General features: G+C 41.3%; 14 protein-coding genes. 8 read left to right on the top strand and 6 right to left on the bottom strand.

All coding sequences use genetic code 11. The annotated features are described in order from the left end of the window. Positions 1 to 8 precede the first annotated feature (8 nt). Entirely contained in the window at positions 9 to 1,109 is a 1,101-nt protein-coding gene (locus tag BM378_RS08745) for a substrate-binding domain-containing protein (protein ID WP_074989008.1), read from the bottom strand. A 269-nt stretch (positions 1,110 to 1,378) separates the two neighbouring features. On the opposite strand from BM378_RS08745, the gene BM378_RS08740 reads away from it, so the two are divergent. Both BM378_RS08740 and BM378_RS08735 read left to right on the top strand, forming a co-directional pair. After that, positions 1,379 to 2,569 (top strand): ROK family transcriptional regulator, encoded by a 1,191-nt coding sequence (locus BM378_RS08740; protein WP_074989007.1) that lies wholly within the window; start codon positions 1,379 to 1,381, stop codon positions 2,567 to 2,569. Between the two features lie 33 nt (positions 2,570 to 2,602). After that, positions 2,603 to 3,784 (top strand): hypothetical protein, encoded by a 1,182-nt coding sequence (locus BM378_RS08735; RefSeq protein WP_074989006.1) that lies wholly within the window; start codon positions 2,603 to 2,605, stop codon positions 3,782 to 3,784. Positions 3,785 to 3,815: 31 nt separating this feature from the next. On the opposite strand, the gene BM378_RS08730 is transcribed toward BM378_RS08735, so the two are convergent. Continuing rightward, entirely contained in the window at positions 3,816 to 4,406 is a 591-nt protein-coding gene (locus BM378_RS08730; protein WP_074989061.1) for a LysE family translocator, read from the bottom strand. Positions 4,407 to 4,504: 98 nt separating this feature from the next. Between BM378_RS08730 and BM378_RS08725 the strand changes: the two genes are divergently transcribed. The 3 genes from BM378_RS08725 (at position 4,505) to BM378_RS08710 (ending at position 8,270) form a co-directional block, all read left to right on the top strand. Further along, entirely contained in the window at positions 4,505 to 4,954 is a 450-nt protein-coding gene (locus BM378_RS08725; RefSeq protein WP_036969104.1) for an Lrp/AsnC family transcriptional regulator, read from the top strand. Positions 4,955 to 5,410: 456 nt separating this feature from the next. After that, entirely contained in the window at positions 5,411 to 6,577 is a 1,167-nt protein-coding gene (locus BM378_RS08715) for a GGDEF domain-containing protein (RefSeq protein ID WP_074989004.1), read from the top strand. A gap of 325 nt (positions 6,578 to 6,902) precedes the next feature. Next, positions 6,903 to 8,270, top strand: a complete 1,368-nt coding sequence (locus tag BM378_RS08710) for an alkaline phosphatase PhoX (RefSeq protein WP_074989003.1) — start codon at positions 6,903 to 6,905, stop codon at positions 8,268 to 8,270. Positions 8,271 to 8,317: 47 nt separating this feature from the next. Here the strand turns inward: BM378_RS08710 and BM378_RS08705 are convergent, their stop codons facing one another. From BM378_RS08705 to BM378_RS08695, 3 genes are all read right to left on the bottom strand, one after another. Continuing rightward, complete coding sequence (locus BM378_RS08705; protein WP_074989002.1) at positions 8,318 to 9,226, bottom strand: alpha/beta fold hydrolase; 909 nt, start codon at positions 9,224 to 9,226, stop codon at positions 8,318 to 8,320. A gap of 131 nt (positions 9,227 to 9,357) precedes the next feature. After that, complete coding sequence (locus tag BM378_RS08700; protein ID WP_036966763.1) at positions 9,358 to 11,727, bottom strand: TonB-dependent receptor domain-containing protein; 2,370 nt, start codon at positions 11,725 to 11,727, stop codon at positions 9,358 to 9,360. 461 nt (positions 11,728 to 12,188) lie between these two features. Further along, on the bottom strand, positions 12,189 to 13,013 hold the full coding sequence (locus tag BM378_RS08695) for an alpha/beta hydrolase (protein WP_074989001.1): 825 nt from the start codon (positions 13,011 to 13,013) through the stop codon (positions 12,189 to 12,191). Between the two features lie 223 nt (positions 13,014 to 13,236). Here BM378_RS08695 and BM378_RS08690 point away from each other — a divergent pair, with 223 nt between their 5' ends. Together BM378_RS08690 and BM378_RS08685 are read left to right on the top strand one after the other, a co-directional pair. Next, on the top strand, positions 13,237 to 16,797 hold the full coding sequence (locus BM378_RS08690; RefSeq protein WP_074989000.1) for an ImpA family metalloprotease: 3,561 nt from the start codon (positions 13,237 to 13,239) through the stop codon (positions 16,795 to 16,797). A 124-nt stretch (positions 16,798 to 16,921) separates the two neighbouring features. Further along, the gene (locus tag BM378_RS08685; RefSeq protein WP_074988999.1) at positions 16,922 to 17,395 is read left to right on the top strand and encodes a VOC family protein; all 474 of its coding nucleotides are present in this window, start codon (positions 16,922 to 16,924) and stop codon (positions 17,393 to 17,395) included. Here BM378_RS08685 and BM378_RS08680 read toward each other — a convergent pair. Beyond that, a complete protein-coding gene (locus tag BM378_RS08680; protein WP_074988998.1) occupies positions 17,392 to 19,029 on the bottom strand; it encodes a BamA/TamA family outer membrane protein in 1,638 nt (545 codons plus the stop codon). The genes BM378_RS08685 and BM378_RS08680 overlap by 4 nt on opposite strands. Before the next feature lie 244 nt (positions 19,030 to 19,273). Between BM378_RS08680 and BM378_RS08675 the strand changes: the two genes are divergently transcribed. Beyond that, positions 19,274 to 20,590, top strand: a complete 1,317-nt coding sequence (locus BM378_RS08675; protein WP_074988997.1) for a DASH family cryptochrome — start codon at positions 19,274 to 19,276, stop codon at positions 20,588 to 20,590. Positions 20,591 to 20,702: the final 112 nt, after the last annotated feature.

Here is a 20,702-nt window from a genome sequence, read left to right as displayed (position 1 = left end):
GTCGTTCCTTATTGTTTTAATGCTAAATCAAGTAATTTAGGCAGCGGTGCTTTAAATGCTTTTTGCCAAATAGGGGCAATATTTTCGTGGGTCACTGAGTCGAAAGGGACCAGTGTAAATTCAGGTGCTTGAATACCTATTTCAGCCCCAGCTGCAATGCGAGCCATGGTTTTACCAATGTCGTAGGGTCTGTCTGAAATGGTGCCGTATACATTGCCATTCATCGCCATATCAAGCAGGTTATTTACCCCTAAATCATGGGTAATAACTTTTATATCTTTACGGCCAATCGAGCGTAGCGTTTCAATAACGCCTTCTGCTGCAGCATCCCATGATACATAAAGAGTATCTATTTCAGGGTGTTGTAAGAGCATTGCTGCAGCGATATTGCTTGTTTCATGTTCTTTTACGAAGCCTTTTTCGCTGATCACTTTAATATTGCTGTAGCGCGCTAAGGCCTTTCGAAAAGCCTGATCGCGATTATTGGTAATAAAATAGTTAGCGTCATGGAAAATAAGCCCTACTTTGCCCGCATTATTTGATGCTTGCGCGACTAATTCTGCGGCTGCTTCTCCCATACCAAACATGTCATCAGTCACAATACCGACATAGTCTTGGTTATGTTTAAATCCTGGAATCGGGTTACTTAATAAAACCAGTCTGGCGCCGACGGCAAGTATTTTTTGATAGCTTAATTTAGTGCTTATGCCATCAATGCTCAGAGATAAAACGAGGTCGGGTTCTAGAGTTGAAATATTCTCTAAATCAGCCACTTGTTTTGCAGGGTCGTATTGCGCATCGGTTTGTGCAATCACTTTGATACCAAGCTTTTTAAACTCATCTTCTGCTCCGCGGCTAACGGCATTGATCCACGGGCTTGCGCCATGCCAAGCGAGTGCTGCGGTAAGGTGTTTATTTTTTATAGTCTTTATTTGTTCTGAAGAGAGCGCTATGTCGCTGGCATTCGCTGCTTTTGACCAGTCTATTGTTTGGCTATCTTGTGCCGATAAAGCAAAGCTGTAAAAGCATAACGAGCATAATACGTGTAAAAAGTAGCGGTTTGCTGATTTGAGTATGCTTTGCTTGCTGTTTTTTTTAGTCGATGACATGTTAAACAATCCTGTTTAATGCACGTACTTTGACTTAATTATCATAGCCTACTGTAACTAATTGTAATTTATAGGTAAGCTTGTTTTGTAATGTGAAATTAAAGTAAAAGTAACGTTTCTAAGTTGTTTTATTTATAATCATATTTATGCATGAGTATAAATATGTCAAATGTTTTTACTAATTAATTTTTGTTCGGTTTCCTGTTACGATAGCTTAAACTGCGTAAGACGTTGTAAACGAAGAAAGATGTAAAAAAGGTGGGCTTACAGTGAAAGGATCTAACGCAAAGCAAAATAAAGCGATAAATTTGCGTCTTGTACTCTCGCAAATTGTTACTCAAGGCCCTGTTTCGCGTGTGGAAATTGCGCGAAATACTCAGCTTACAAAGCAAACAATCACCAATATGGTTGAAGAGCTGCTAGCGGCAAAACTAGTAGAAGAAGTCGGGATTAAAAAAGCAGAAGGTGCAGGAAAACCGTCTAAAATGCTCGTGTTAAATAAGAAAGCAGCCTATAGCATTGCGATAAGAGTGTTGAATAACGAACTAGAAGTGGGACTTTTCTACTTAAATGGTGAGCAAATAAACCGACTGCATACCTTGGTTGAACCTGATGCGCTGTTAGATAAAGCGGCGTATTTAGTCGACACGCTAGTGCAAATCGATAATATTGATAAGTCATTAATTTTAGGCGTTGGGTTATCACTCGAAGTCAGTGATGATACGGCGATTAATCGTTTTACATTTAACAAGCAATGGCAGCAACGTTTAGCCAATAAGTTGCAATTACCCGTGGCGCTTGAAACCTCAGCTTCGGCGTGTGCTGCTTTTCAAATGTTATTTGGAGAAGCACAGCAACTTCACAACTTTATTTTTGTACACTTAGGCTCAAGAGTTGAATCAGCGGTGGTGTATGATAGGCAAATTTTGCTTGGTCAAAATGGCCTAACGGGCGCGTTAGGTGATATTTTTGTAACACCAGAAACAGATGAAAGCACAGCCGAATTAGGACGGTTAAACGACTTTGCATCGATAACATCCTTAAAAGCGATGCTTAATTTAAATGATTTAACGCAAGAAGAAGTTATTACCCAATCAGCTGTAAGTAAACATTTAGATAGGTGGGTAGACCAAGCCGCCGAGCCTCTGCGCATTGCTATTCATACGCTTGAATCACTTTTGAATACGCAAACAATCATCATTGGTGGTGATGTCAGTGATATTTTATTAGAGAAACTAATTAAGCAATTACGGCCTTTTATACCTTCTATCTCTCAATATGGTGACAGAGAGGTTGTTAGGTTAATTAAAACCCCTGATGTTGCCAACATCACCATTAAGGGGCTAGCCACTTTACCACTTCATGCCGCATTGAGTCGTAAGAATATGCAAACGCTTTACATGCCACTTGAGCTTCAATGCTCCCAAATTCAACACTTAGTGTATGCTTCTGAAAGCTAAAATAATAATTAAAATAGTTAGTTAGGTTTAAAAATGAGAAAAATAGCAAGCTTTTTTGCCATCATTATGTTGGCTTCATCACTTGTTGGCTGTGTAGCAACATACAACCCGATCCCTAAAAACTACCAAGGCAACACGGCTAAACTTGATGATACTTACAAGGTGGGGAGCACTAGTTCTGGGCAGTTTTTTTATTTAAGCAAAGTTGATGGAAAGCAGGTTAATAATTCTATTCGGGCTACGCATCAGGCATCATATGGGCAAGGAATGCTACTTACTCCGGTTGGATTTAGCCGTGAAGTACCGACAGAGCCAATGACATTAACTTTAGTTGCACAAGTACACCATGCCGCCCCCATCAATTATATGTTCAATGCGGGAAGCAATTTTATCGTGTCTGGTGATGTGTCTTTTACACCCGAAGCTAATCAACATTATGTTGTCAAAGGGTATTTAAGCCCCGATTTTTCATCTGTATGGATTGAAAATATGTCAGGAAAGCAAGTTTCAGATGCCATTGTACTTGAAGGTGACCCTGACGAAAGTAAAACAAAAATTGCGATGTTATCTGATGGGGAAGTCAAATTACCAGAGCCTGAAAAAAATCAAGCTACACCTAAAAAGTCAATCTTAATTACCAATCAACCATTTGATAACCCATTATTTTTTCTAGAGAGAGAGTTGAGTGTCGATGCTGTAGTTACAAAGTTAGGAAAGCCTGATCATATCCGTGTAATTGAAAAAGGCTTTTTTAATAATAGCCCCGAAATACAGTTATATCATTATAAAGATATTGGGGCTGTTGAAATGGTTAAGTCACAGACAGACCAGCAGTTTTACTCTAGACGTACTCATAACGTAAGTAGTCAAGAGCATTATCAGTTTATTGATGTGGTTAACCAAGCCGATGGAATGGATACGCAACGTATTGGTCGGAAATATGACAGGATAGGTGTCTATGATGAGCAATATTTAGATGCTTTAGCCAGTAAAATATGGCTCAATAAGCAAACTACAGATGGTAATATGCTCGATGGTATCGCTTACTATTGTAAAATTTTTGCCAATGCTCAAACTGCACGATATCAATCACTGCTTAAAAGCATTATTGACAATAAAGATGTGCCATCTAAGTTACGTCGCCATTGTAAAAACGCTAAAAAAGAAATTGAAAAGTTAAAACTTACACAAGTAGAACAGTTTCAATTTCTGTAATCTTGGTCTCATTTTTAAATAAGGCCCGTTACTAAAGCAAACTAAACAAGACCGACACGACTAAAAGTAGTGCCATTAAGTAGTTAAATAGTTTTAAACGAGTGGGGCTTGAAAGCCAGTGTTGTAGTTTTTCGCCTACTAAGGTCCACGAGCTCACGCAAGGTAAATTAATTAAACCAAATACGGCACTGACGATTAATACCGCTGATACGTTTTTGTTTGGAGCGTATAAGCTTATCGCACTAAGCGCCATTGCCCATGCTTTAGGGTTCACCCATTGGAAAAGGGCCGCTTGAATAAAAGTAAAAGGCTTACCTTTATTTTGTGTGTGTTGTTGTCCGTTGCTGGTGGCTATTTTATAAGCGAGATATAACAAATAAACAACACAAAACACTTTTAGAATGAGGTAGCTTAGCGGAAATAAGTCAAACAGCTGCATAATGCCGAGGCCAACTAAAAAGAGCATCAACATAAAGCCTAACGTTACCCCAAACATATGCGGTGTGGTCCTTTTAAAACCAAAATTGGCACCTGAGCTCATCAACATTAAGTTATTGGGCCCAGGGGTAATTGACGAAACGAGGGCGAATAACGCCAGTGCTGTCATCATCTCAAAACTCATCATAGTCTCTCCCTGTTTGTTAAGTTGCAATTATAGATTGAAATGCACGCAATTATCGCGCTTAATGTTGTTTTGGTAGTTTGAAATCACAATTTAAAATGAAGAAAGATAGAATTAACGACAGAATATTGCATGAGTTAAGGCGTGATGGCCGTTTAGCAAATACTGAGCTAGCAGAGAAAGTGGGGTTGTCGCCATCGGCATGCCTAAGAAGGGTTCAAGAACTTGAGCGGCTCGGGGTGATTTCGGGGTACCGCGCAGTGATTAATCATCACGCTGTTGGTTTAGGTTTTATCGCTTATGTAGGCGTGGGTTTAAACGACCACTCAACAAGCTCGCAGCTCGCATTTGAGCAAGCACTCGCGTTTATTGATGAAGTTAAAGAGTGTCATAACGTGACCGGTGCGTTTGAATATTTACTGCGGGTAGAAACGGCAGATTTAAAATCATATAAAGCATTTCATGCTGATGTGCTCGGTTCAATTCCTCAGGTAAGAACCATTACGTCACATGTGGTGATGGGGTCTCCTAAAGATGAGCGAGCATAATAGGAGAGATTAAAAGAGTGATAAATGACTCTTAAGCATTTTAATAATCATGTTAATCACTCTATGAATACAGCAGACTGCTCATACGTTTAATCAATACGTTGAGAATGTACCTGTTAAATAAGGTTACTTATAAAGTCCAGAAATCCCCTGTTTTGTTAGGCATTGTTTAGCCGATACAGCATGGCGTTACTTTCTAAACTCATTTTTTTTCAATGTGTTAAATGTAAAGTTGCTGTTTTTATAGAGGCGGTTTTTATGAGAGGGCTTTTGTCTATAGGTAAAAATAACAAGTTATTTTTAAGTTATGGAAAAATATATTCAATTTTATATCTTTACGCTATAGAACAAATAATAGTCAATTCGAGGATTATATTCTAAGTTTGGCTATTGAACTTGCCTTAATTGTTGGTTTATTATCCACCCCCTAATTCTAATTAAGGGATAATAATAAGAATGGATCTCCACACATTGCTCGTTTGTACGGCACTGGTTAGCTTTATAATGATGTTAACAATGGCTGCTTTGTACATTGCGAGTCGTAACGAAAGTTATTTAATTGATTGGCTGGTGTGTGGTGCATTATTTTTCGCTTCCAATTTATCGGGTATTCTCGCGACTAATGTCGATTTTCCTTCGTTTTTCCATCCTGCTTTTGCGAATGCTTGCTATTTAGCTGGGCATGCAGCGCTTTTCAGTGGCGTATCTAAATGCTTATATAATCGTTCGATGTGGGGGGTTGTGCTGATCGTTTTTGTTGGCATTTTTGTTATGCATTTTGTGCCAGCAATGAATGAGTCAATTGAACTGCGTATTGTTGTTTTGTACCCGATGATCGCTGCACTTGATATTTCGGCGATGTTAGCACTTTGGAAGCACCGAAATGAAGAAGCGGGCAAAGCGTATTACTTGCTCATTATTTTGTTGTTTATTTTCTCGGCGCAACAGTTATTTAGAGGCTATTTGTTACTGACAGGTATTGAAAATACGCCATGGATTGAAAAGCATCAACTTTTAAACATAGGTAGTTTAGCGGTTATCGCTTTTTACTTTTTACTGACGATAGCATTTTCTGTTGTGGTGACTTGGCGTAAAGAACTCGCGTTAAGAGAGTATTCTTTAACGGATCATTTAACAGGGTGGTATAACCGTAAAGCGCTTGAGGTATTTGCTAATAAAGAGCTAAAGCGATGTATACGCAATGACACCCAGTTAGCCTTTATAGTGTTTGATATTGACCACTTTAAATCAGTGAACGATCAGTTTGGACATATACTTGGCGATAAAGCCATCGCACATGTAACCGCAATTGCTAAACAGCAACTCAGGGAATATGACCAATATTTTCGCTTAGGAGGCGAAGAGTTTGCTGTGTTAGTGAGCCACATAAGCGGCCAAGACGTTGAGTTATTGGCACAGCGTATTCGAAAATCAGTTGCAAAAACACCGCTTATTTTAGACGATGAAACTGTGTATCTGACAGTAAGTGTCGGAGTTGCAATGTTGAACCCACAAGAAACAAGTTGGCAAACAGTACTAAAACGTGCAGATGATGCGTTGTATCGTTCAAAGCATCAAGGTCGTAATCAAGTAACGAGTTGTGGCGACTTAGCAAAAATATAAGCATCTCGAAAATAATTGCTTATTCCGAGTTTGAAACACTCCACTAGAGAGAACATTAACTTTTCACAATACTGTGATGATGACTTTTAAGCGCATTCATAAAATGGCTAGTCTGGTTATGTGAATGGTTAGTTTTGCAGTTTGGAATATCACCGTTATTTAGTTTTATTGTGTCTAATCAACAACTCGCAGTGATTAAAGCGTCGTTATTAGGTGCTTTATGACATTTTCGTGAAGATTGTGATACTGTAACTTTTTATGATTTCTTTGCTTTATAATGCTCTTTTTATTTGTATGATAAAGCTGGTTTCAGCTCGGAGTTAGCATGGTTTCACGTCGAGAATTTTTGGTAGGGGCGGGTACGTTAGCCTTTTTAGGGTTATCAAAAAGTGCCATTGGCAAAGTGTCGCTTAATGATTTGCAAACAACGATCAAAGGGTTTGGTCCTTTATTGCCTGACCCTGATGCGCTATTAGATTTACCCGCAGGTTTTAGTTATCAGATTATTTCGAGCTTAGGTGAGAAAATGTCAGATGGCTTCACTGTTCCCGACAAAGCCGATGGTATGGGCTGTCTTGCCCTTGGCAATGACCGTGTTGCTTTGGTGCGTAACCACGAATTAAAACCAACAGATTTAACTAAAGCCGAAGCCAGTATCGCACAGCATAAAACACCATTCGCCTTCGATACTAACCGCGAAGGTGTCGCACTTCCTGGTGGTACTAGCCACATTATTTATAATTTAAAAACCCATCAAAAAGAGCAAGAGTATCTTTCGTTAGTGGGCACTATTCGTAACTGTTCTGGTGGTATTACGCCTTGGGGCTCGTGGCTGACTTGTGAAGAAACAACCGACACCAAAGCCGATGGATTCAATCAAGATCATGGTTATATTTTTGAGGTGCCTGCCAATAGTAAAGGCCTCATTAAACCTGAGCCATTGAAAGCCATGGGACGCTTTAATCATGAAGCGGCCGCTGTCGACCCTCGCACTGGTATTGTGTATTTAACCGAAGATAAGGGTGACAGCGTTTTTTACCGTTTCATTCCTAACGAATATGGCAAGCTGCACAAAGGCGGCCAATTACAAGCAATGGTCGTTAAAGGGAAACCACAGTTCGATAGCCGTAACTGGCATAGTAAGACCATGCCACTGCATCAAGAGTTGGATGTTGAGTGGATTGACTTAGATAACCCTGAAAGCCCGAAAGATGACTTACGCTTACGTGGCTTTAAGCAAGGCGCTGCTTTATTTGCGCGAGGTGAAGGCATTCACTGGGGTGATAAAGAGCTTTATTTTTGTTGTACTAATGGCGGTAAAAAGCAACTTGGTCAGGTAATGAAATACCAGCCATCAGAATTTGAAGGCACTAATAAAGAAGCTGAGAAACCTGGCAAGATATCGTTGTTTGTTGAGAGTACCAGCAAAACACTCTATAACTTTGGCGATAACTTAACAGTGTCACCAAATGGCCATTTAATTGTTTGTGAAGATCAATACACCGATGTGGTTGATAATCACTTACGTGGCGTGACTCCTGAAGGACAGGTTTATAATTTTGCGCGTTTGGTTGCGCAAACAGAACTTGCCGGAGCCTGTTTTTCGCCCGATGGCAGTACCTTGTTTGTAAATGTTTACTCACCAGCAAAAACACTCGTCATAACAGGTCCTTGGCATCAGTTTAGTGGTTGATTAAAGCGCGCTCATAACGTTTTTCATTCGTAATGAGTATGCGTTATTTAACGGAGCTTTTTTGATGCTCTACGGGCATGCTTTGCTATCCATTTAGTCATCTTTTTCATTAAAGCGGGTGGAAAATCATGCCCCATGCCGGGCACCACTTTTAATTTACTGCGTTTGATTATAAGTGCGGTATTAATGCCAGCTTCAAGAGGGATGACAGGGTCGGCACTGCCGTGAATAATCAAGGTCGGGGCTTTAATTTTTTTCAATAGTTTTTCGCGATAAGGGGTTGCTGCAATGGCTGCTAGTTGGCGTTTGAAACCCTGTTGATTATGAGCGGCACGCTTACTATAACGGTTTGCGTTTTCATACAAAGCGCATTCATCTTGCGGGTAAGCAGGGCTGCCAATTAATTGATTAAGGCGTACGTTGTATTTTATTTCGGCTTCTTTAGTTCGGTTTCGTGGCTGTATTTTAGCTAGTTTTATGAGTAAATTAATATTCGAGCCTGAAAACGACCAAGGTGAACTACTCGACATAATGGTGGTTAAACTGAGTACGCGCTTTTTGTATTTTGCAGCAGCTATTTGTGCAATCATGCCCCCCATTGATGCCCCCACTAAATGCGCTTGTTTGATAGAAAGTGCATTCATCAACTCTTTTACATCACGGGCCATGTCATCTAATGAATAGGGGAGGTGGGTGCGTAGCGGTAAACGGCGGCTCAGCCAATGTTTTATAAGGCTTGGTTTGCCTAATTCATCGAGCGATGATGACAGCCCTGCATCGCGATTATCAAAGCGAATTACTCTAAACCCTTTTTCTACTAAACCACTATACAAGGCCTCTGGCCACACGGTAAATTGTGCGCCTAAGCCAATAATCAATATGATCACAGGTGCATCAAGGTCACCTTTATCTTGGTAACTAATAGATATACCGCTGGCTGTGAGAATATTTTGCATTATTTAACTAACAGGCTTACGCAGGTTAATGAAGTATAAATGGCATTGTTGGCAGTTTAGTGACAGTCGGACGACCTGCTCGAAGTAGGCAGCACAACAGTGAGTGCTGCCTATATTCAGGGAGAAAAATATTAGAAGTAAGCGGTAACGCCAATCCAGAAATTACGGCTTTTATCTTTTACGTTGTAGTCATCAGTGAAAGTGACTTCACTTACTACGCCACGACCTGTTAGGTACTCGTACTCTCCATCCCCATTTAAGTCGGTATAGCTCGTACTATAAGAGGTGAAATCTTCGTCGAGTAGGTTGTTTACGCGAGCGTTAATTTGCACGTACTCATTAACATAGAACTGTGCACCTAGATTAAGTAGGTTGTAGTTTTTGTAATACAGCGCTTTATCGTGCACGTTATCCCAGCCACGGTAACGATCTGAGCGATACACACCTTGTAAATAAAGGTTGATTGAGTCGGTGGCTTCCCAGTTTAGCGTTAAGTTGGCCATGTGCTCAGCACTGTTAGTTAATGGTTTGCCTTGTTCTGGTCCGCTCTTTTGTTCGCTGTCAGTCCATGTGTAGTTACCATTGATTGACACCGTGTTGGTTAGTGTATATTGACCTGCAATTTCAACACCTTGTAGATCAACTTCATCAATATTAATTTTTTGGCTGTAGCTGTCATAGCCCAGTTGATCGTATTGGCCTAAGTTAACACACGGGCGCACACCATTGGTTTGCTCACAGCTTAAAATGGTATCGCCGCGGGCTATTTTATCTTCGAACTTAGTGTTGTAATAAGTGACATTGATGTTGTGATCACCTTCAAGTGATGTCCAATAAAGCGCGATTTCTGAGTTAACACTGGTTTCTGGTTCTAAGTCTGGGTTACCAGCAAATGGGCTGGTGCCTTGACCACCAAAACCAGTAATACCGTCGTATAGGTCGGTTGTTTGTGGGGTTTTATAACCTGTGCTAACACCGCCTTTTAAAGTCCAAGTGTCAGATAAGTTGTACACAGCGTACACGCGGGGTGATACTTGGCTGCCAAATACATCATGGTCGTCGTAACGGGCACCCAAAGTGAAAGTAAAGTTATCGGTTGCCATCCAGTTATCTTCGGCAAATACCGAGTACATGTTTTGTTCTTGAACTTGACCGGCTTGGTCACTTTCAAGACCAAATACACCATCTTTTAACTCACCATCAATTAACTGACCACCAATCGCTAAATTGTGGCTGCCAAAACCGCCAGTGATTGGAATATCAAAGCGTAAATCATACGTGTACTGACTGCTTTCGAGTGGGCGAGCTGGGCGGGGTAAGAAGGTGTCTTCGGCTAAATCTTTTCGTGCTTGCTCATCCATACCTTCATATTCGCCAGTGCCATCGTACATAGCTTGCAGCTCTATACGCTCACTAACGCTTAGAGGCAAAGTACGGCCGTTATTTTGCGTATCAACATACGATACCGACGCTTTAATGGTGGCCCATTCAAGCTCACCATCATAACTAAATGACCACCACTCACGGTCAAACTCTTGATCGGCGGCATAACCTGCACGTGGATTAACCTGACCGCGGCTGTCTTGCCAAATAGATTCAATATTATCTTTAGTGCCTAAAGGGTAAGTGATAGTGCCTGATTCAATATCGTAGCTTGGCGTGTTGTCATACACTTGGCTTGAGTTGTCATAATCAAACCGTAAATGATGAGAATCAAAAGGTGTGTAAGTTAAAGTAAAGCCGTATTGTTCGTTGGTATTATCAACAGTACGACCACCACTACCAAAGCCAAGTGAGCGAGTATGGACTACGCCATTAGGATCGACCGCAGGTTCAAATGTTGGCGAGGAGGCTTGTTGCTCATAAATACTGCCGCGCACACCTAAGCTTAAAACATCTTTGATAAGCGGACCCATCACGCTAAAGTCGGTGGTAATGTCATCACCAAAGTCGTCGTTTTGCTGTAATGAACGGCTAAATGACACTGCACCGCTCCAGTTATCAGTGTGCTTTTTAGTGATGATATTAATAACACCACCGAGTGCGTCTGCTCCATAAAGTGTCGATGCAGGGCCGCGAATAACCTCAACACGTTCAATAGCGTCAACCGGCGGCACGTGATTAAAGGCGTTACCACCAAAGTTATTAGGGTATATATCACCGTGGTTGTTTTGACGTTTACCATCGATCAATAGCAGGGTGTATTCACCTGTTAAACCACGCATACTCACACTGCCTTGGCCTGTTTTGTCGCGGGTTGTACCAATGTCGATGCCTTCTAAATACTGCACTGCATCGAGCACTGAAGTAAAGGCGTGAGATTTAATATCTTCATTTGTGATAATTGAAATACTTGCAGGTGCTTCAGTTACTTTTTGCTCAAAACCAGTGGCGGTAATAACTAAATGTTCCATGTCTTGCTTAGGCTTTGCATCATCTGCTATTGCTGAAAATTGTGCGGTAATTGCCAGAGTTAATAAGCTAAGTCTTATTGATTTCATTGTTGATCCCAATTTTTTTTGTTAGTCCATATAAGATGGCGGTTATAGTATATAAAACACAAATAAGATCAAGAATAATTCGCATTTGAGTGTTTGTTTTAAAGCCAGCTTTCCACGCGCTTATTTAAAAAGGGGCTGACAGCGGGTAATTAACTATCATTACTTTTATTGCAGAAAAGGAATGGCAGAAAAGTAATTGAAAAAGTGAAGTGGGGGAATAAGCTTACGAAACGCTGTTTAAACGTTTAAATTTTAATGAGTTATAAATTCCTTTATAAATTGTTTTATAAAAACATGGGATGCCAAAGCCTGGCAAAAACATACTGAACTCGGCACGTGCTTGCGCTTAAACAAACAACCGAGAGCCATATTTGCATGGTAATGCTTTTAGCCGCTTTGTTTTAAGTGGCTTAAATTATAAGTTCAAGTGGTCAGGTATTATTGCTGATTATAGCGATGACTCAACGCGCGTAGTCGATGTCTTTGAAGGCATCATAAACCGCTAAATGCAATGTGTCGCCGTGCTCATGTTCGGAGAAAAACTGGAATTTCACTTGGCTTTTGTCTTTAAGTGAATGAGCAAGTTGTTTGTATAATTCTTTCGCAACTCGCTCCATTACATGACCTTCTTTGCCCACTGCAATGTACACCGATTTAGGAGGGTGATTTGGTTTAAATTGGCTTTTTAATAACGCCTCATCGTCCCACCACAAGCTTGGGCTTATGATTAGGTAATGATCGAATAACGCACTGTGATTATACAATATTTCAGTTGCAAGCAAGCCCCCTAAAGATTGACCTATTAGGGTCTCTGTGCCGTTAGTACGGTACTCTTTGGCGATTAATGGTTTTAATTCATGCTGTAAAAAATGGATAAATTGTTCAGCCCCCCCATGGCTTGGAAGTTCTTGCTGGTCAAAGTGGTTGTTACTTTTTGTGGTGAAGTCGTGCTTTCTATCAATATTACTTATCCCGACAACAATGGTGTCGGGGATCATTTTGATCCATGAAAAATTCGCAAATTGCACCAGGCCCGCTATATGAATAAAGTCTTCATTTTTAGAACCATCTAATAAGTAAATGACCGGATAATATTTGCCTGTATTTTTTTCATAGCTTTGCGGCAAATACACATTTATAGAGCGAACTTGATGCAACACTTCAGAGTTAAAGCTTAGGGTTGTGGCAAAGTCAAAAGGGGTGGCGTTTATAGCAATGTCAGCTTTTGTGGGATAGCTGGTTATTAAAAAGAATAAAGTGATACATATCACGCTAATAGATTTCATGGTTTTCCAAATTCAAATTGCTCGTTTATTCCTTCATTAATACTAGCCCTAGTAAGGTTATTTTAATACATGACGCACACTCAGAAAATTCAGAACTTACTTGAGTCGGCTATTTTTTGAAAATGTTTTGATAGCGTTGTCAATTTACGTCTTTCGTGCGAGTTAATAGTGTGGCTCATCCCCTTATAATGTTAAAAAAATGTATACATCGAATATAAGATTAATGAGCAAACCTTTTTCTTCATACCAGCATGCGCTTTTAAGCACAGCAATACTCGCTTTAGTAACGGCGTGTGGCGGTGGTTCAGAGCCACAAGAAACGCCCGTTACACCTCCGGTCACTGAAACACCGCAAAATCAAGCACCTCAAATCAGTGGGCAGTCACAAACGTTAAAGGTCGGCGATACGCTAAACTTTAACCCACAAGTGTCTGATCCAGATAATGATCCACTCACAGTTTCGGTGAGCAACTTACCTAATTGGGTCAATTTTGATAAAGCAACGGGGGCGATAAGCGGTATACCTGAGCAGGCAGGCGTGTTTTCAAACATAGAGTTTAGTGTATCGGATGGGCAGTTATCAGCACAGCTGTTGATTGATATTACGGTGGAGAAAGCGCGGGAAGAAAACACATCGCCAATGCTTACTTCAACGCCAGCTAATGCGAATGAAGGCCAAGCCTACGCTTATCAGCTCACATTTAGCGACGCACAAAACGATACGATTATAGTGAGTGACGTTGCACAGCCTGATTGGTTAATTTTTGATAATAACACTCAGCGCTTTTCGGGAACGCCTGTATTTACTGACCGTGGCGAGCAGCTCATTCGTTTTCGTTATTCAGATGGCGAAGTATCGCAGCTTGCTGAGCAAATATTTACTGTGACTCCTCGCGCTAATTCATTGCCTAGCATCAGCCCACTCGCCGCAGAGGCGCGTGCAGAAAACGCATTTAGTTTAACGCTTACCCATAATGACACTGACAATGATGAGGTAAGCCTAACGGTGGCAGGTTTACCGGCATGGCTTAGCTTTAATGCGCAAACAAATACCTTATCGGGCACGCCTAGCGATGAGGATGTAGGTGAACTTCGGTTCACTATCACAGCCAGTGACTCACGTGAACACGCGAACTATGAATTTGTGTTAAACATAGTGCAAAGTTATGTGGCACAAGCTCTTGCATCGGGAAACGCCCTTGATGTGCCAAACAGTGATTTATTACTTGATGCGGCACTGAATGAAATTGACACTCACAAAGCGCGCTTTCAAACGATTAAAAATCGTTTATTTGGTTTAGACACACAGTCACCCTTGGATGCACTAAGCTGGTATCCAACATGGGATGCAACGCTGTTAAGGGCCACTTATCCATTTAATGAGCCCGTACTGTTAACCAATAATAGTTGGCAAGAAGGTTATGAAGCAAAAGTAAGAAACCTCGCCGTGGTGGGTAGCAGTGATGCACAGCGCGGCCGCTACCTCGTATTCGGCAGTAACCCGTATCGCAACACGATTAATGAGCAAATGCTCAGCTTTTTGAAAAACAGCCATAGCTGGCTTGCAGGCAGAGAAGTAACTGAAGAGCAGCCTCTTAACCTTGTAATGGCACAGCTTGATCAGAGCTATTATTTTCAAGACCGCATTCTCACTAGAGAATGGTTCGATACGCATTACAAGGACCGAGTTCGGTATAACGAGAAAGCCAGCTGTGATAACGATGCCTTAGCGGGGTGTTTAACTGATGACACCGATATATTAATTATCTCTCAGCATGAACGCGAAGGATTAAATATTGATAATGTGGTTGCAGCAGTAAAGCAGGCGCTAGCGAATGATATTGCCGTGATTTATGTTCAGCGCGATGGTAGTCAAACAGCGTTGGGTAACGCCTTGTTTGAGTTATTCCATGTCAGTGTTGCTGGTGATAACTATTGGCACCGATTAGAACTCGCAGAATGGAACCCAAGTGTAATCAGCAACAGCCTACCGAGTGATGTGCTCACCATTAAAGCCCTATTGAACCGCTTTAAAACAGGTGAATTCACTGTAGATTTAAGCACCTGTGATAACCGTAGTTGTCCGAGTGATAGTCAATACCAGCAACAATTCAGCGATGCAGCCACTAAAGTGAACTCATTATTTAGAGGCTTTGACCAAGCAAAAACCGATATTTTTGCAGAGCAAGGCTATCGCTTTTATCAATTATTAGCGCTGCTTGGCGATCATTATCGCCAAGATGTGCGTTTTCCGATGGATAAGCTCAGTACTGATAATAATGCTTTTTTTCGTTCGTTATTTGCTGATCATGCGGTATTAAATGTGCGTAAAGTGAACCCAACCCAAAGTGATATGGGAAATTTTAGCCGCAGTGACTTTAGCCATGTAACGCCAAAAAGCGTGACAGTAAACATGCAAAGTAAAGCGCATTTTCGCTCAACAGGTGTGTATGCGCTGCCCGGGCAAACATTCTCGATAAAGCGCACCGACAACCAAGCCGTTAACACCAAGGTGTTTGTAAATACCTTACGTGATGGCGCAACGCACTATATGAGCAGTAATGGTTATAATCGTCCTGCTAAATTGCAGTCGGTGCATGTGCCAGTGACAAGCAATGAAACCGTGTACTTTACCTCACCCTATGGTGGGCCAATTCAAATTGCGTTCGATCAAAATGATTTAGACGTCAGCTTTGAATTTAACAATGTTGGTGAGCATCCGTATTGGCGAAGCAGCAGCGATGATACACGTTTTGCTGAGCTACTTGAAAAAGGCGACTACGATTGGGCCGAAGTAGCAACAGGCGGTTTTGAAGTACACTCAAAGCTTGAGAAAATGCGTATTTCGATCAACGAAGGTTACTGGCCAATTGCCTCTGACTTTGCCCATGCCGTGGAGCGTTATACTCATAACTACCCGCATGTATTAGCGGGTTTTAAAGGCCCTGGTATTGATGTAGTTACCGAAATTCATGACTTTGCCAGCGCACGCAACCTTGAAATACAGACCATTGATATTGTTAAGCACATGAATGCCGACCAACCCACATGCGGCTGGGGCTGCTCGGGTAACCCGTATGACGCAGGGTGGAATTTTAATCCGACTGGGCATGGCGATATTCATGAGTTAGGCCATGGTCTTGAAAAAGACCGATTCCGTATCGAAGGCTTTGGTGGTCACTCCAATACCAATTTTTACTCTTACTACAGTAAGTCTAAATTTGAAGATGAAACGGGATTCTCGGCGTCGTGTCAAAACTTGCCATTTGAAGGTTTATTTAATCACTTACAGGCCAGTCAGCAAACGGCTAACCCCTATGCTTATATGCAAGAGTTAGCGATGTCAGAGTGGTCACAAAGCCATGCAATTTACTTACAAATTATGATGGCGGCACAGGCATACAATAAGCTTGAAAACGGCTGGCATTTATACCCTCGCTTACACATTATTGAACGGGCTTTTAATCTAGCTGATAACAGTGATGCTAATTGGCAGGCACAAAAAGATGGGCTTGGTTTTTCGAACTACAGTCTGTCGGAGGCACAGAGCATAGGTAACAATGATTGGCTATTAATAGCGTTGTCAGAAGTAACAGAGCTCGATTTGAGCGACTACTTCAGCATGTGGGGCATGGCAACCTCAGATAAAGCACAGCAGCAAGTGAAATCCAAAGGCTACACGGTGTTGGGCGATGTTTATTTTGCTTCTTCTGCGACAGGCTATTGCACAACGCTTAGTCATCCTATGCTTACTGTTGACGGGGAGCAAAGCTGGCCTGAATAACCAATAAACCTTGCTAAAAAGCGCCTGCGATCATGAATGTTCGTGGGCGTTTTTGTATATAAGTTAGTGATTTTGTGAACAACTGCTACCTTTAGAGAAGACACGTTCCAACACGAGGTTCAATATGGCTATATCTGCAATACCTAAAGGTTACCATGCGGTAACGCCTTATTTGATTATTGAAGGTGCCACGAAGGCAATAGAGTTCTATAAGCAAGCGTTTGCTGCTGAACTGGTGATGCAAATGCCTTTACCAGACGGTGGCGTGGCACATGCCGAAATTAAAATTGCCGATTCCCACATCATGCTTTCAGATATGTGCCCCGATGTGCAGTTTAAGTCTCCACATCAGCTCGGTGGTACACCTGTGAGTATTATGCTGTATGTTGAAGACGTTGATGCTGTATTTGCCAACGCGTTGTCGCTGGGTGCAAAAGAGCTGCGCCCAGTTCACGATCAGTTTTATGGCGACAGAGCTGGGACCTTAGAAGACCCTTTTGGTCATATTTGGACTATAGGCACACACAAAGAAGACCTCACTGAGCAAGAGTTGATGCAGCGAATGAGCGAGTTGATGAGTAAAGAGCAGGATGCTTAAAAAGTTGTTTCAACCGACATTCCTATTTGCCATGAATCAACGTCTTGGTAACTGCCAAGAGGCGTACTAAAGTCAATATGTATAACGTTGTCGTTACTTGAGCGCGATGAATATAGGCGAATACCAAGACCCGCACTGGTTAGCATTGAATCTGATATATTCGCAGTTTCAGTGCTGCCAAATGCTTGGCCTACATCAACAAAGCCAACAAAGCCTACATCTACAAACTGATACAGATTGATATTTGGGTACATTCTTAGCTCAGCGGTTGCTTGTACGCTTGAAGTACCATGTTGGTAACTTTCAGGGAAGCCACGCATGCCTTCTTCACCGCCTACAGCCAGCGGTTTATCTGCAAACTCATGGTTTTGCCAATGACCATTTAAATGCGCATAAAAGGCAAATGAATCTGACCAGCGATAGTTCATTTGCGCTTTTGAGTAAATAGCTAAGCGGTCATCAAGCTCTGTACCAATATTGCCTTTGACCCCTGTGGCAAACCGATACAAGGCATTATTGTTAAACCACGCTTTGGTGAGGTTAGTATCAAATAAAAAGCCTTGCCCCAAATTAACCGTATCGATGGCAAACTTTGAGTTTAACTCCCAGCCTAGGTTAACGTCTTCATTGTGGTTTATTAGGTCAATATCGTGCAACACAGCGTAATTGTCTTCTAACCAATGCAATCCTAGCCAAGGTGCAGCAATGCTGTAATCGTTGAGACCTGCAAGTAAAGGTTCTGTTTGAAAAGGGCGGTAGCTGACATCTTGGTAGTCAATCCCTGCAAGCCAGTGGAAGGTTTGCTGACTGTCTTGCGATAAAATACCACCATAGGCAAACTGGGCGATTAATTCATCAGTAAAAAACTCTGAACGAGTTATACCATTTTGATAGATATAACTTTTTTGCTTTTGAGATTGTGCAAAGTAGCGCATTAGTGCGTCACTGCTGCGTTGATAAAAAGGCTGATGATAATCCACTAAAAAGACTTGCCCGTCATCGTAATCATCAGCTTGTAAAGTGAGGGTCGCATGAGGCTGCCAAGGTACTGGCATTTGCAGTACTGAATGGAAGCCCGAGCGTTCGTGATCAGATTTATACTTTAATGATGCGCGAATACCGTACCCTAAAAAGTTTTCTTCTTTAAAGCCCAAGCTGTATTTATTGTTGCCACTACTTCGCCCAAAATTAACGGTTGGTAATAAACTCCAGGTATCCCAGGTATCTATTTGTACAACTTTAGGCTCATCCACAAGGCAATCTTTTGTATAGCTAACTTTGGCATCTCTTAAGTATTTTTTATTGCGCAGAATACGCTCTGCTTCTTGTAACTGACGCTCACTTACTTGCTCACCTTCTTTAAAGGTAATTTGCTCACTGATAACTTTGTTTTTGGTATCTATGTGTAACCAGTTAATAAAGCGGTGTAGGGCGGTCGTTTCAGGATCGTTTGGATCAAAAATAGTATGTGTATCAATGTTGAGTTTATCAACAGTGATGTCTTTGTCTTCGCTTAACTCAGCAGTGGGTTTGCTTTTTACCTCACAGACGACATCTAAGCTTAAAGGCTCGTTTGCATAAGCTGTCCCTGTAGCAGTGCATGTGAATAATAAAACAGGTGTTATTTTATACATTTGGAACTATGCCTACTTAATACTTAGCGATGAGGTTGTCATGCTACATCAACCTAAGTCGTTAAAAACGCTTCATTTTGAAAGCATAAAAGAACTAACTTAAGAAAAACTTAACTAAAACTGAAACTTAGTTGAAGATTGTAAGAGCTTGATAACTTTTGATTTAGATAATGCGTTAGCGTGAAATTAATCGGTAAAAGGCTGGCTTGCGTATGATTTATTAAGATTTCTAATAGAGTAAACAATGAAAAAGCGCGTTTTATATTGGCTGCAAAATGACTTAAGAATTAGTGATAACGTCATACTATCTGAACTTGAACACTTTAACGGTGAACTTGACCTTATTTATGTGATTGAGCCTAGGTGGTTTAAACAAAGCAATTATCAGCAACGGCCTGTTGGTAAGCATCGATATCGTTTTTTAATACAGAGCCTACAGGCTTTTTCTAACGCTGTGGAGGCGCTTGGGCAAACCTTACATGTGGTCACAGGTGAGCCCGAAGTGGTTATTCACGAACGTATAAAAAAACATGGTATTTCAACGCTTGTCTGTACAGAGCAAGTGGGCTATTACGAGCAAAAACAGCTTAAAAAAATAACTGAGTTATGCCCAGAACTTGACATTAAAACCTACCAGCAAGACACTTTATTTACAGCACCTGATTTACCGTTCTCAGTTGCAGATTTACCAAAAAATTTCACGGCTTTTCGTAAAAAAGTTGAAGCAGAACCTGCGGCTATTGCTGCACCGCGTGATGCGGTTTCGCGTTTGCCACACCCAGTGCAGCTTTGCCCAGCTCAACCAATCCCAGATGCAGTGACAGAGCCTGAAAGTGTGTCTGGTGGCTTGTTTGCTGCTCAACAACATTGCCAGCACTATTTTTCATCGCCCGCACCGGCCTGCTACAAAGAAACACGTAATGAATTAGACGGCTTCAGTAACACGACTAAGTTTAGTTTGTGGCTTGCGGGTGGGTCTATTAGTGCAAAACAAGTGTATGCTGAGGTTGAACATTATGAGCATATAAATGGTGCGAATGAGTCAACGTATTGGATTAAATTTGAATTACTCTGGCGTGAGTATTTTAAGTGGCATGCTAAGCATGTTGGCAGACAGCTATATCGCTTTAAAGGGCAGAAAAAAACGGCGCCGCTAACAACATTTAATAGTCAACGTTTTGCATCTTGGTGCCAAGGAACCACTCCTTTTCCACTGGTAAATGCAATAATGCATGAGCTCAATGAGACGGGCTATATTTCGAATCGTTCGCGGCAAATTGCAGCCAGTTGTTTGGTCAATGAGTTAGCGGTTGACTGGCGTTTTGGAGCGGCTTACTTTGAGCAACAGCTCATTGACTATGATGTCGCTGCGAACTGGGGTAACTGGCAATATATTGCAGGAGTTGGCGTGGATCCGCGAGGTGGGCGTCATTTCCACATTAACAAGCAAACGGCATTATATGACCCAACAGGGTGTTATATTCGCAAATGGCAAGGTGATAAAACAGTGAGTCGTGTTGTTGATATATACGATGCTGCAGATTGGCCCTTAAATGAGTAATTTTAATTTAAATCAAAAATCTAAATGTCATTTTTAGTCTTTTTTTATTTTGTTATCTAAAATAGAAATAAAGGCTTACTTTTTCACCGTGATCCAACTCAAAAGGTTAACT

Origin of the sequence: Pseudoalteromonas lipolytica (assembly GCF_900116435.1) — a bacterium.
GTDB lineage: Bacteria > Pseudomonadota > Gammaproteobacteria > Enterobacterales > Alteromonadaceae > Pseudoalteromonas > Pseudoalteromonas lipolytica.
This window is presented reverse-complemented; position numbering and strand designations above follow the sequence as displayed.

Bases quoted from the DNA above. Each gene is read 5' to 3' on its own strand.
- BM378_RS08700 (WP_036966763.1), bottom strand. From the start codon at position 11,727: ATGAAATCAATAAGACTTAGCTTATTAACTCTGGCAATTACCGCACAA.
- BM378_RS08715 (WP_074989004.1), top strand. From the start codon at position 5,411: ATGGATCTCCACACATTGCTCGTTTGTACGGCACTGGTTAGCTTTATA.
- BM378_RS08735 (WP_074989006.1), top strand. From the start codon at position 2,603: ATGAGAAAAATAGCAAGCTTTTTTGCCATCATTATGTTGGCTTCATCA.
- BM378_RS08690 (WP_074989000.1), top strand. From the start codon at position 13,237: ATGAGCAAACCTTTTTCTTCATACCAGCATGCGCTTTTAAGCACAGCA.
- BM378_RS08725 (WP_036969104.1), top strand. From the start codon at position 4,505: ATGAAGAAAGATAGAATTAACGACAGAATATTGCATGAGTTAAGGCGT.
- BM378_RS08730 (WP_074989061.1), bottom strand. From the start codon at position 4,406: ATGAGTTTTGAGATGATGACAGCACTGGCGTTATTCGCCCTCGTTTCG.
- BM378_RS08745 (WP_074989008.1), bottom strand. From the start codon at position 1,109: ATGTCATCGACTAAAAAAAACAGCAAGCAAAGCATACTCAAATCAGCA.
- BM378_RS08680 (WP_074988998.1), bottom strand. From the start codon at position 19,029: ATGTATAAAATAACACCTGTTTTATTATTCACATGCACTGCTACAGGG.
- BM378_RS08685 (WP_074988999.1), top strand. From the start codon at position 16,922: ATGGCTATATCTGCAATACCTAAAGGTTACCATGCGGTAACGCCTTAT.
- BM378_RS08695 (WP_074989001.1), bottom strand. From the start codon at position 13,013: ATGAAATCTATTAGCGTGATATGTATCACTTTATTCTTTTTAATAACC.
- BM378_RS08710 (WP_074989003.1), top strand. From the start codon at position 6,903: ATGGTTTCACGTCGAGAATTTTTGGTAGGGGCGGGTACGTTAGCCTTT.
- BM378_RS08705 (WP_074989002.1), bottom strand. From the start codon at position 9,226: ATGCAAAATATTCTCACAGCCAGCGGTATATCTATTAGTTACCAAGAT.
- BM378_RS08675 (WP_074988997.1), top strand. From the start codon at position 19,274: ATGAAAAAGCGCGTTTTATATTGGCTGCAAAATGACTTAAGAATTAGT.